Below are 12,890 nucleotides of genomic sequence, written 5' to 3' on the forward strand. Positions count from 1 at the left end.
TCCTTATTTTTTGAGAAAGATTCGTATTATCTTATTGTGTTTTGTAAAATTCAATAAATTTTTATTAAAATTAATATAAAACTCTAAAAAAATGAAAAAAATTAATTTATAAAAGAGGGCTCTTTAACTAAAAAGCTTATAGGTGCGCGTTTGTTATTTTTTACTCTTTGTTAGTGGATCTTGAGTTAAGTTTGAAAGGTGGCAATAGCGAAATAGAATGTTTATCTTTATAATACGTCAACTTTTGATAAGTAAAGGATAAGTTATATGGGAACGATTATTACCGTTGATGGGCCTAGCGGTGCAGGGAAAGGCACGCTTTGTTACGCTTTGGCTGAAAAGCTAGGTTATGCCTTATTGGATAGTGGAGCAATTTATCGCGTTACAGCATTAGCGGCATTGCAACGTAAAACTGATTTAACAAATGAATCGGCACTAGCTGAATTAGCTCGTCACTTAGATATTCAATTTATTCCTCAAAATGGCGAGGTGAATATTTTGCTTGCTGGCATGAATGTAAGCCATTTAATTCGCACTCAAGAAGTCGCTGATGCTGCATCTAAAGTCGCTGTGTTTCCAGAAGTGCGGTTAGCTTTGTTACAACTTCAGCAAGATTTTGCGAAAAATGATGGATTAATTGCTGATGGTAGAGATATGGGGACTGTGGTATTCCCAAATGCTCAAGTGAAGTTATTTTTAGATGCAAGTGCTGAAGAACGCGCAAAAAGGCGCTATAAACAGTTGCAAAATAAAGGAATAAATGGTAACTTTGAGCAGATTTTAGCCGAGATAAAAGAGCGTGATTTTCGTGATAGAAATAGAGAGGTTGCGCCTCTAAAACCGGCTGATGATGCTTTGTTATTGGATAGCACAACGTTGAGTATTAGTGAAGTTATTGATCAGGCGTTAGCTTATATTCAAGAAAAGGTATCAGTTTCGATTTAACTGTTTGTTCAAGGAAGAATAAGCATTTATCCTCAACCCCGCATTTTATGGATTTTAATGTGGATGTTATTAACTTAAATTAAGAAGATTATTTATATGTCAGAATCTTTTGCTCAACTTTTTGAAGAATCATTAAAAGGCCTTGAAACTCGTCAAGGTTCAATCGTTAGCGGTACTGTAGTAGCTATCCAAAAAGGCTTTGTGCTTGTTGATGCAGGTTTAAAATCTGAGTCTGCAATCCCTGTTGCTGAATTTCTAAATGCACAAGGCGAACTTGAAATCCAAGTTGGCGATACTGTAAATGTTGCATTAGATGCAGTTGAAGATGGTTTCGGTGAAACTAAACTTTCTCGTGAGAAAGCTGTTCGTCACGAATCTTGGATTGAATTAGAAAAAGCTTACGAAGAAAAAGCGACCGTTATCGGTTTAATCAACGGCAAAGTGAAAGGTGGTTTCACAGTTGAGTTAAACGGTGTTCGTGCATTCTTACCAGGTTCTTTAGTTGATACCCGTCCAGCGCGTGAAGCAGATCACTTACTTGGTAAAGAATTAGAATTCAAAGTAATCAAATTAGATCAAAAACGTAACAACGTTGTTGTTTCTCGTCGTGCAGTGATTGAATCTGAAAACAGCCAAGAACGTGAACAAGTATTAGAAAATCTTGTTGAAGGTTCAGAAGTTAAAGGTATCGTTAAAAACTTAACTGAGTACGGTGCATTCGTTGATCTTGGTGGTGTTGACGGTTTATTACATATCACCGATATGGCTTGGAAACGTGTTAAACATCCAAGCGAAATCGTGAATGTTGGCGATGAAGTTACTGTTAAAGTATTAAAATTTGATAAAGATCGTACTCGTGTATCTTTAGGCTTAAAACAATTAGGTCAAGATCCGTGGGCTGCAATTGCTGAAAATCACCCAGTGAACAGCAAATTAACTGGTAAAGTAACTAACTTAACAGACTATGGTTGTTTCGTTGAGATCTTAGATGGCGTTGAAGGTTTAGTTCACGTTTCTGAAATGGATTGGACTAATAAAAATATCCACCCATCTAAAGTTGTTAGCTTAGGCGATACTGTAGAAGTAATGGTATTAGAAATTGATGAAGAACGTCGTCGTATTTCTTTAGGCTTAAAACAATGCAAAGCTAACCCATGGACTCAATTTGCTGAAACTCACAATAAAGGCGATAAAGTAACTGGTAAAATCAAGTCTATCACTGATTTCGGTATCTTCATCGGTCTTGAAGGTGGTATCGATGGTTTAGTTCACTTATCTGATATTTCTTGGAATGTATCAGGTGAAGAAGCCGTTCGTAACTACAAAAAAGGTGACGAAGTTTCTGCAGTAGTATTAGCAGTTGATGCAGTGAAAGAGCGCATTTCTTTAGGTATCAAACAACTTGAAGAAGATCCATTCAATAACTTCGTAGCAATCAACAAAAAAGGCGCTGTAGTATCTGCAACAGTAGTTGAAGCAGATGCAAAAGGTGCTAAAGTTGAATTAGCGGGCGGTGTTGAAGGTTATATCCGTGCAGCTGATTTAACAAATGAAGTTGCTGCAGGTGATGTGGTTGAAGCTAAATACACTGGTGTAGATCGTAAATCTCGTATCGTTCACTTATCAGTGAAAGCAAAAGATCAAGCTGAAGAAGCTGCTGCAGTTGCAAATGTGAATAACAAACAAGAAGAAGTTGCTATTCCAAACGCAATGGCTGAAGCATTTAAAGCAGCTAAAGGTGAATAATTAATTCACGTAATAAGGCTGGGCTCATGTCCAGCCTTATTTTTAGGGCTTATTGCTAATACATTGAAATAATGTATTAGCAATAAATCTTAATTTGAATAATATTAAGGGAGAAAAGACGATGACTAAGTCAGAACTTATAGAAAAATTATTAGCGAAACATCCGACTTTACCCGTAAAAGAAATCGAAAATATGGTAAAAGATATTTTGGAGTTTATTTCTCAATCTCTTGAAAATGGCGATCGTGTTGAGTTGAGAGGATTTGGAAGTTTTTCACTGCATTATCGTAACCCTCGTTTAGGGCGTAATCCAAAAACGGGGGATTCTGTTAAATTAGAAGCTAAATCTGTACCGCACTTTAAAGCTGGCAAAGAATTAAAAGAGCGTGTAGATATTTATTAATAAAATTAAAATGCTCGAATATGCCTTTACAACTACAACGTTTGCCATTATTTAGAAAAGCCATATTTTAAGGAAATGTTATGATTAAATATATTTTAGGTATTGTGATTTTTATCGCTATCGTGTTGGTTGCAATTACCATTGGGGCAAATAACGATCAAGTTATTACATTTAATTATATTGTGGCGGAAAGCCAACTCCAACTATCCACTCTTGTTGCTATTTTATTTGGATTAGGTTTAATTCTTGGCTGGTTAATCACCGCTTTTTTCTATCTTAAGTTAAAACTTAAAAATATGGCATTAGCTCGTCAAGTTAAGCGTCAAACTTTACAAATCAACGAGTTGACTACTGTGCGCGATAAGGTCGCCTGATGCTAGAATTACTCTTTCTACTATTGCCTATCGCTGCAGCCTATGGTTGGTACATGGGGCAGCGTAGTGCAAAGAAAGATCAAGATGACATTAGTAATAAACTCTCCCGAGATTATGTTACGGGGGTAAACTTCTTACTTTCCAATCAAACCGATAAAGCTGTAGATTTGTTTTTGGACATGCTTCAGAAGCAAGAAACTGAAAACGAAATAGAAAGCCACTCCCAATTTGAAGCTGAGCTTACACTAGGCAATCTATTCCGCTCTAGAGGCGAAGTTGATCGTGCATTGCGTATTCATCAAGCTTTAGACCTTAGTCCTAATTATACATTTGAGCAAAAATTACTCGCAAAGCAGCAGCTTGCTAGAGATTTTATGGTGGTTGGTTTTTTTGACCGAGCTGAAAATCTTTATATTTTACTAGTGGATGAACCTGAGTTTGCAGAAAATGCTTTACAGCAACTTTTAGTGATTTATCAAAAAACTAAAGAATGGAAAAAAGCGGTTAATATTGCTGAAAAACTCTCTAAAATAAAACTACAAGAGAATAATATTGAACTTGCGCAATGTTATTGTGAATATTCACAAAGTTTAGAGCCTGAAAGTACGATTGAAAAACGCAGTATTTTACAAAAAGCTTTGTTGGTTTCTCCTACTTGTGTTCGCGCTTCTTTATTACTCTCAAATTTAGAAATGCTTGAAGGTCAATATCAACAAGCGGCAAAAATACTAGAACATGTTTTGGAGCAAAATCCAGATTATACTGGTGAGATTTTGTCACCTTTAAAACATTGTTATGAAGAATTAAATCAGTTAGATAACTTTGAGTTATTCTTAATTCGTGCTGGCCAAATTACTAATAATGATGAAGTAGAGTTAGCACTAGTCAAATTAATTGAAGAAAAAGATGGCAAGTCTGCTGCTCAGGCTAAGCTTTATCAGCAACTCACGAAAAAGCCAAGTACTTTAATTTTCCACCGTTTTATGCAGTATCAAATTGATGATGCAGAAGACGGGCGTGGAAAAGAAAGCCTAATTTTATTACATAAAATGGTGGGTGAACGAATTAAGCAAACATCGGCCTATCGTTGTACAAATTGTGGTTATCAAATCCATAAGCTATTGTGGAATTGCCCATCTTGCCGTCAATGGGAAAGTATTAAACCAGTTTCAAGTCAAGAACATAATTAATTGATACTCAGCGAGGTAACATTATGACAAGCAAAATTATTGTGGCATTGGACTATGAGAAAGAAGCAGAGGCTCTTGCTTTAGTTGATCAAATTGATCCGAGTTTGTGTCGATTAAAAGTGGGTAAAGAAATGTTTACTACACTTGGTATTAATTTTGTAAAACAATTACATCAACGTAATTTCGATGTTTTCTTAGATCTTAAATATCATGATATTCCAAATACTGTAGCAAGAGCGGTCAGATCTGCCGCTGATTTGGGTGTATGGATGGTAGATTTGCACGCAAGCGGTGGGCTACGAATGATGGAAGAAGCTAAGAGAATTCTTGAACCTTATGGGAAAGATGCGCCATTGCTTATTGCTGTGACGGTATTAACCAGTATGGAAGATTTGGATTTATTACAAATTGGGATTAATGCATCGCCAATGGAACAAGTTTTACGCTTAGCTCATTTAACCCAACGTGCAGGTTTGGATGGTGTGGTTTGCTCTCCGCAAGAGGTTGAAATTTTACGTAACGCTTGTGGAGAAGAGTTTAAATTGGTGACCCCAGGTATTCGTCCAATTGGAGCGGATTTTGGTGATCAAAGACGTGTGATGACACCTACTGCTGCGATTCGTGCTGGTTCGGATTATTTAGTGATAGGGCGTCCTATTACTAAAGCTGATAATCCTGCAGAGGTTCTTCGTTCTATTAATGCATCTATTGGGTAATTATGATGTCAGATTATGTTTTAGTGTATTCAACCGATTTGGGGAGAATTAAAGAGGAAAAGGCTTCTGTAGTTCGCCCAAAAGGAGACGGTGTTGTACGTATCCAAAAACAAACAAGTGGTAGAAAAGGTGCTGGCGTATCGGTTATAACTGGTTTAGATTTATCTGATGAGGAATTGAAAAAATTAGCTGCTGAATTAAAAAAACGTTGTGGATGTGGTGGCTCAGTTAAAAATGGAATGATTGAGATTCAAGGTGAAAAGCGTGATTTGCTCAAGCAATTGTTAGAGCAAAAAGGCTTTACCGTTAAATTATCAGGTGGATGATTAAAAAAGGCGCATTAGCGCCTTTTTTGTTAAAGATTTAAAATTTCTTTGACGAAAGGAATTGTAAGATTTCGTTGTGCTTGTAATGAGGCTTTATCTAGTAGATCAAGCGCTTCAAATAATGTGTGCATATCTCGAGCTAGTCGTGTAAGTAAAAAATTAGCTGTTTCATCGGGTAATTGAATTCCTCGTTGATAAGCGTTATGTTGTAGCACACTAATTTTTTGCTCGTCAGTTAGGGAATTTAATTGATAAATTTCACCCCAAGTCAAGCGAGAGTTCAAATCAGGCAATTTTACAGAAAGTGCGGAAGGCGATTTATCTGAACTAATAAGCAAAAGCGTTTTTCCGCTTGCTTTAATTCGATTGAATAGATCAAAAATAGCTAATTCCCATTCGTCATTGCCGATTACAGTTTGTACATCATCTAGACACACTAATTCTTGTTGTTCTAGATTTTCAAGAACTTCGGTAGAAAAATATTGAGATTTGCTGAGCGGTACATAAATAGCAGTACGTTGATTGATTAAATATTCGTTACTAAATGCTCTAAGCAGGTGAGTTTTTCCAGAACCTTTATTTCCCCAAATATAGAAAAACTGTTGTTTTAATTCAGATGAATTTTTGCGTAAAGAATCGAGCAATAAAAGATTATTATCGCCGTAAAAGTTTTCTAATGTGGCATCATCAATTTGATGAATGGGTAAGGGAAGCTGCTTATTCAAATATTTATGTGTTACAGGTTATAAGTAAGAAAAAGGGCTAAATTGGTATTTAACCCTCTTAAAAGGAGTTTCATTCTACTTCATTTTTTGCTTTCGGTAAAACAAGGTTTAATATGATAGCCACAATCGCGCATAAGCTGATACCTTTTAGTGATACGTTACCCACATCTACAAACATATTGCCGATACCAAATGTCATGACGACAGAAATAATACATAGATTACGTGCTTCGGTAACATCAACTTTGCCACGAATTAAGGTGCTCATGCCCACGACTGCGATTGAACCGAAAACAAGCATCATAATTCCACCCATTACAATAGTTGGAATCGTAGATAGGAATGCGCCTACTTTTCCACAGAATGAAATCGCAATAGCCCAAACCGCAGCCCAAGTCATAATATTAGGATTGAAATTTCGGGTTAACATAACGGCACCAGTTACTTCCGCATAGGTTGTATTTGGTGGTCCACCCACTAAAGATGCAGCAGCGGTTGCTAAGCCATCACCTAATAAAGTGCGATGTAATCCTGGTTTTTTTAAAAAGTCTTTACCTGTTACAGAGCTGATTGCCATAATGCCACCCACGTGTTCTACTGCAGGCGCAATGGCAATTGGTAACATATAAAGAATGGCTTCTAGGTTAAATTCGGGCGCAGTTAATTTTGGTAAGCTGAACCAAGGCGCATCAATCACTGGTTGGAAATTAATTAAACCTAGGAATAAACATAAAATATAGCCCGCAGTAATACCAAACATAATTGGGATGAGTTTCATCAATCCTTTGGCAAATACTGCCACAGATAAAGTAGTAATAAGAGTTACCATTGAAACTAATACCGCATCGTTATATGCATAAGCACTATTTTTACCTAATGACATATCAACTGCTACAGGCGCAAGCCCCATCCCAATGATAATGATCACTGGACCAACGACAATCGGTGGGAAAATGCGTTGTAATGCTTCTGTTCCACGTAATTTTACTAACATGCTTAGTGCTAGATATACAAGACCAGCAGATGCTAAACCTCCCATAGTGGTCGCAATGCCCCAAGTTTGAACACCATATTGAATCGGAGCGATAAAGGCAAAAGATGAGGCTAAGAAAATAGGAACTTGTTTGCCTGTGCAAAGTTGGAATAGTAGGGTTCCAACGCCTGCAGTTAATAATGCTGTATTGGAATCAAGGCCTGTAATTAATGGTACAAGAACGAGCGCACCAAATGCGACGAAGAGCATCTGTAGGCCAACGAATGATTGTTTTAATGTACTTTGTTTTTCCGAAGGGAAAGAAGAAGTTTGATTTGTCATTTAGTTTCAACTCTCTGTTTGAATTAACTTAAAGTGCGGTCAGTTTTTCTTGTGTTTCACGCACACAAAAAGACGGCAAGAAAATGCCGTCCATCTTTTATTTTTTGGGATTATTTGGTCCCAAAAATTTTATCACCCGCGTCACCTAGACCCGGAATAATGTAACCATGTTCATTTAAGTGGCTATCAATAGAAGCGCAGTAAAGTTCAATGTCAGGATGTGCAGCTTCAAGAGCCTTAATACCTTCTGGCGCAGCGACTAACACTAATACTTTGATATGTTTACAACCTTTTGCTTTTAAAAGATCAAGGGTTGCAATCATTGAACCGCCAGTTGCAAGCATAGGATCTACAACAATTGCAAGGCGCTCTTCTAAATCGCTAGCTAATTTTTGGAAGTAAGGGACTGGTTCAAGGGTTTCTTCATTACGGTAGATTCCCACTACGCTGATACGTGCGCTTGGTACATGTTCAAGTACACCATCCATCATACCTAAACCTGCACGTAAAATTGGGACAACCGTTACTTTTTTACCTTTAATTCGATCGATTTCTACTGGGCCATTCCAACCGTTGATCGTTACTTTTTCAGTTTCTAAATCAGACGTCGCTTCATAGGTTAATAGGCTACCGATTTCTGTTGCCAGTTCACGGAATTTTTTTGTATCAATCTCAGCTTCACGCATCACACCTAGTTTGTGTTTTACAAGTGGGTGTTTTACTTCAACCAGTTTCATTTTCACTCTCCTTTTGGCTTTAAAAAAACAAATTGACGAATTCTAGATTAAAAAAATATAAAATGGTAGAGGTTTATAAAAATATTCTGACTTGAAACGGGAGTTCTCAATACAATATTGTCTTTAAACTGGTCGAATGCTCTCTATATCTAATTTTGCATCAAATTCATTAAGCAGAATTTGTAATTTACTATCTTTTTGCAACTCATTTTGAGCTTTTTCCCGCAATGCTTGATAAATATTGCGGCGATATTCAATTGGAGTGGTGATATTGCTATCATCAATATTAATTGCTAATCGAATATTTTTACCTTGCAATTTGCTTAAAGCTTCAACTAAATTTTTTATGCTTCTGTCTTGGCGTAAATGGGATTTTTCTGAATGTAGTCCAAGATTAATTTCATCATCAGTTTTGCTTTGTAAGAAACAATTTAACGCTAATTCTTTGCTAAATCCTGTTACACCCGAACGCTCAACTATATCCGCCCATTCATCTTGTTGTTGAGTTTGGGTAATGATTTTTAAACGTAGTTCAGGCGTAATATCTTTTAAAATCGCCTGTTTTATATCAGAAGGACGAACGCCTGTATCGGCTTTAGCAAGTTCTGGATTGCTCCATTCCCAACGATAGGTATCAGCACTCAAGATTTCTTGCTCATCTTGAGCAATTTCTACATTATCATCACTTGAATTTTCTTCAGTGCTATTTTCTTGCGGAGCCTGTGCGGCATTTGATGGTGAGGTTGGCTTTTCTATGTGCTTGGGCTTCGGCTCAGTCATTTCTCGCACGGGAAGTGCGGTCATTTTTTTATGAGATTTTTCTTCATCCAGTTCTTGGATGTGATGTAAAGTTTCGCTTACCGCAGCTAATGATTCAGCTTTGTGTTCTAGACGTTCTTGGTTTTCCAGTTGTGTTAAATGTTCAAGCGCATTTAAAGCCGAAAGGCTTGCCAAATTTGGAATGCCCGTTTTATTTGGTTTTGCTTGAGAATAAGCTGATTTTATACTTTGCGACAGTACTGGTACATCGACATAATTACCTGTATTTTCAACCGCACTTGGAGTTGATGGCGGTGGAGTAATTGTAGTGTTAGCCTTTGGTACTGCCGTAAGGAACTTTGGGTGGAATGCCAATGCCCTCAATAATGTCATTTCTGTGCCAATACGATGGTTTGGCGCATTTGATAAGTCTTTTCTACCAGAAACAATGACTTGATAAAAAAACTGAACATCTTCTGGAGAGATATGTTTGGCTAAAAATGAAAAATGTTCATTGTCATCTGAAGATTTTTGTGGAAGAAGTTGCATGAGTGCAATTTGATGTAATTTTTCTGTACATTCGCCAAGTAATTTATCCCAATCGCCTGCTGCATCTGCAACTCTTTGCAGTGTTCGCATTAAGAGTTCGCCATTGCCTTGATGTAAGGCGTATAAAATATCAACAGAATAGTTATCGTCAAGTAGCCCTAACATATTGCTTACAACACTATTCGTAACTTGTCGGTCACCCATAGCAATGGCTTGATCGGTTAAACTTAAGCTATCACGAATACTTCCTTGCGCTGCTTTTGCAAGTTTAACTAATGCAGGCTCTTCAAAAGGAATATTTTCTTGCGTCAAAATACCGGCAAGATGCTGGGAGATTTGCGTTTCATCTAATGCTTTGAGATGAAATTGTAAACAGCGAGAAAGAATAGTTACAGGTAATTTTTGTGGATCCGTTGTCGCGAGTAAGAATTTTACATATTCTGGTGGTTCTTCCAAAGTCTTGAGCAATGCATTAAATGAATGACGAGATAGCATATGGACTTCATCGATTAAGTAAACCTTAAATCTGCCCACAACTGGTTTATATTGCACGTTATCTAATAATTCGCGCGTGTCTTCAACTTTTGTGCGGGATGCCGCGTCAATTTCAATTAAATCAATGAAATTGCCTTGCTCAATCGCTTTACAATTTTCACATTCACCACAAGGTGTAGCCGTTACACCATCTACGCAATTTAATCCTTTTGCGAATAATCTGGCAATAGAGGTTTTCCCTACACCACGGGTGCCTGAAAAGAGGTAAGCGTGATGTAGTCGATTATCTTTTAATCCATTTGCTAATGCCGTGATAATGTGTTCTTGCCCAACAACATCAGCAAATGTTTTTGGTCGCCATTTTCTGGCTAAGACTTGATAGCTCATCGAATCCTTAATTAATGACCTTCAAAATTGACGAGTGTATAGCAATCAACGCCCAAATTATTTAAGCGTTTTTCGCCACCTAATTCAGGTAAATTAATCACAAATGCAGCGTGTTTTACCACTCCACCTAAACGTTGCACTAACTTTACTGTTGCTTCAACCGTGCCGCCTGTCGCTAATAAATCATCAATGATTAAAATATTGTCACCTTCTGAAATTGCATCAACGTGCATTTCCAAAGTATCTTGACCATATTCTAATTGATAAGATTGAGAAATGGTTTCGCGTGGTAATTTTTTAGGTTTACGTACTAATTCGAAAGGTAAACCTAGTGCTAAGGCAACGGGGGCACCAAAAATAAAACCACGAGATTCAGTTCCAAGCACTTTGGTAATTCCTTTATCGCGATATTGTTCCACAATAAGATCTATTGTTGCTTTAAAAGCAGCTGGAACTTCTAAAAGGGTAGTAATGTCGCGGAAGATAATGCCTTCTTTTGGATAGTTAGGAATTGATTTGATAGAAGATTTAATTAAATCAAGTTGTGTAGTCATAAATAATGCTCAAAAGTGCGGTAAAAAAAGAAACGTTTTTAGGGCAGTATCTTATCATAAAAAAATAAAAAGATAGGAAAATAAAAATCCCCAATTGGGGATTTTTATTTAGGTTTGAATTTATAATTTTAGCTGAATTAAAACTTCTTAAATAGAAATTATTTTTTCTTCGCTTTTGCATTTGGAAGGTCAGTGATTGAGCCTTCAAATACTTCCGCAGCTAAACCAACAGACTCGTGTAAAGTTGGGTGAGCGTGGATAGTTAATGCAATATCTTCTGCATCGCACCCCATCTCGATAGCAAGACCGATTTCACCTAATAATTCACCACCGTTAGAACCTACGATTGCACCGCCAAGTACACGATGAGTATCTTTATCAAAGATTAACTTCGTCATACCTTCTGAACATTCAGAAGCAATCGCACGGCCTGATGCTGCCCAAGGGAATTTAGCGACTTCGTAGTTTAAGCCTTCTTGTTTACATTCTTTCTCAGTTTTACCTACCCAAGCCACTTCTGGTTCAGTATAAGCGATTGATGGAATAACTTTAGGATCGAAGTAGTGTTTTTGTCCTGCAATGACTTCTGCAGCAACGTGACCTTCATGAACACCTTTGTGCGCTAACATTGGTTGACCAACAATATCGCCGATTGCAAAGATATGCGGCACATTGGTACGCATTTGTTTATCAACATGAATGAATCCACGATCATCTACTTCAACGCCTGCTTTACCTGCATCAATCAATTTGCCATTTGGTACACGACCAATAGCGACAAGCACCGCATCATAACGTTTGGTGTCGTTGCATGCTTTGCCTTCCATTGAAACGTAGATACCATCATCTTTTGCTTCAACAGCCGTCACTTTGGTTTCAAGCATTAACTTGAATTTTTTCTCGATTTGTTTGGTGTAAATTGCAACAACATCTTTATCCGCTGCTGGGATAACTTGGTCGAACATTTCCACAACTTCAATTTCTGAACCTAATGCGTGGTAAACCGTACCCATTTCTAAACCGATGATACCGCCACCCATAATGAGAAGTTTTTTAGGTACTTCTTTTAATTTAAGTGCATCTGTTGAATCCCAAATACGCGGATCTTCATGTGGAATGAAAGGTAATTGAATTGGGCGAGAACCTGCTGCAATAATCGCATTATCGAATTTGATTGTAGTTGGATGGCCATCACGGTCACGTGCGACTAAAGTATTTGGATCAGTAAATGCAGCTAAGCCTTCAACAACAGTGACTTTGCGTGCTTTTGCCATACCGGCTAAACCACCGGTTAATTTAGCGACAACCGCTTCTTTACCTGCACGAACTTCATCTAAATCAATTCTTGGCTCACCAAAGTAAATACCATTTTTACTTGCGTGTTTTGCTTCTTCAATCACTTTTGCTACGTGCAACAATGCTTTAGATGGGATACAACCTACATTTAAACATACCCCACCAAGAGTTGAATAACGTTCAACTAATACAGTTTCTAAACCTAAATCCGCACAACGGAACGCTGCTGAATAACCTGCTGGGCCAGCACCAAGTACGACGACTTGGGTTTTAATTTCTTTACTCATTTTTACCTCGTAAAAACGTTCAAAATATTGACCGCACTTTTTGCGATCATAAGGAATTTGCTAAAACGCCCTTTCTTCTAATTAGA

13 protein-coding genes are annotated in these 12,890 nt (G+C 37.4%); 7 read left to right on the top strand and 6 right to left on the bottom strand.

Annotation, left to right across the window (positions count from 1 at the left end; all coding sequences use genetic code 11):
* Positions 1-267: 267 nt before the first annotated feature.
* From cmk to yciH, 7 genes are all read left to right on the top strand, one after another.
* Positions 268-945: a (d)CMP kinase gene (cmk, locus tag AAX15_RS04200; RefSeq protein WP_046939274.1), complete on the top strand. Its 678-nt coding sequence runs from the start codon at positions 268-270 to the stop codon at positions 943-945.
* Positions 946-1,041: 96 nt separating this feature from the next.
* Positions 1,042-2,691 (top strand): 30S ribosomal protein S1, encoded by a 1,650-nt coding sequence (gene rpsA, locus AAX15_RS04205; protein WP_005630739.1) that lies wholly within the window; start codon positions 1,042-1,044, stop codon positions 2,689-2,691.
* A 121-nt stretch (positions 2,692-2,812) separates the two neighbouring features.
* The gene (locus AAX15_RS04210) at positions 2,813-3,094 is read left to right on the top strand and encodes an integration host factor subunit beta (protein ID WP_005629286.1); all 282 of its coding nucleotides are present in this window, start codon (positions 2,813-2,815) and stop codon (positions 3,092-3,094) included.
* A gap of 80 nt (positions 3,095-3,174) precedes the next feature.
* On the top strand, positions 3,175-3,468 hold the full coding sequence (locus AAX15_RS04215; RefSeq protein WP_005628856.1) for a LapA family protein: 294 nt from the start codon (positions 3,175-3,177) through the stop codon (positions 3,466-3,468).
* Complete coding sequence (gene lapB, locus AAX15_RS04220; RefSeq protein ID WP_046939275.1) at positions 3,468-4,658, top strand: lipopolysaccharide assembly protein LapB; 1,191 nt, start codon at positions 3,468-3,470, stop codon at positions 4,656-4,658. The genes AAX15_RS04215 and lapB overlap by 1 nt, the downstream gene beginning before the upstream one ends.
* Positions 4,659-4,681: 23 nt before the next feature.
* Positions 4,682-5,374: an orotidine-5'-phosphate decarboxylase gene (pyrF, locus tag AAX15_RS04225; RefSeq protein ID WP_005634817.1), complete on the top strand. Its 693-nt coding sequence runs from the start codon at positions 4,682-4,684 to the stop codon at positions 5,372-5,374.
* A gap of 5 nt (positions 5,375-5,379) precedes the next feature.
* Entirely contained in the window at positions 5,380-5,700 is a 321-nt protein-coding gene (yciH, locus tag AAX15_RS04230; protein WP_046939276.1) for a stress response translation initiation inhibitor YciH, read from the top strand.
* A gap of 29 nt (positions 5,701-5,729) precedes the next feature.
* On the opposite strand, the gene hda is transcribed toward yciH, so the two are convergent.
* From hda to lpdA, 6 genes are all read right to left on the bottom strand, one after another.
* Positions 5,730-6,425, bottom strand: coding sequence for a DnaA regulatory inactivator Hda (gene hda, locus AAX15_RS04235; RefSeq protein WP_046939277.1), 696 nt, complete (start codon positions 6,423-6,425; stop codon positions 5,730-5,732).
* Between the two features lie 70 nt (positions 6,426-6,495).
* Positions 6,496-7,740: a nucleobase:cation symporter-2 family protein gene (locus AAX15_RS04240; protein WP_046939278.1), complete on the bottom strand. Its 1,245-nt coding sequence runs from the start codon at positions 7,738-7,740 to the stop codon at positions 6,496-6,498.
* 110 nt (positions 7,741-7,850) lie between these two features.
* Complete coding sequence (gene upp / locus AAX15_RS04245) at positions 7,851-8,477, bottom strand: uracil phosphoribosyltransferase (protein ID WP_005634809.1); 627 nt, start codon at positions 8,475-8,477, stop codon at positions 7,851-7,853.
* 123 nt (positions 8,478-8,600) lie between these two features.
* A complete protein-coding gene (gene dnaX / locus AAX15_RS04250) occupies positions 8,601-10,667 on the bottom strand; it encodes a DNA polymerase III subunit gamma/tau (protein ID WP_046939279.1) in 2,067 nt (688 codons plus the stop codon).
* Positions 10,668-10,678: 11 nt separating this feature from the next.
* Positions 10,679-11,221, bottom strand: coding sequence for an adenine phosphoribosyltransferase (gene apt, locus AAX15_RS04255; RefSeq protein ID WP_046939280.1), 543 nt, complete (start codon positions 11,219-11,221; stop codon positions 10,679-10,681).
* Between the two features lie 158 nt (positions 11,222-11,379).
* On the bottom strand, positions 11,380-12,804 hold the full coding sequence (lpdA, locus tag AAX15_RS04260) for a dihydrolipoyl dehydrogenase (protein WP_005628839.1): 1,425 nt from the start codon (positions 12,802-12,804) through the stop codon (positions 11,380-11,382).
* Positions 12,805-12,890: the final 86 nt, after the last annotated feature.

Origin of the sequence: Haemophilus haemolyticus (assembly GCF_001008275.1) — a bacterium.
GTDB classification, from domain to species: Bacteria; Pseudomonadota; Gammaproteobacteria; order Enterobacterales; family Pasteurellaceae; genus Haemophilus; species Haemophilus haemolyticus_P.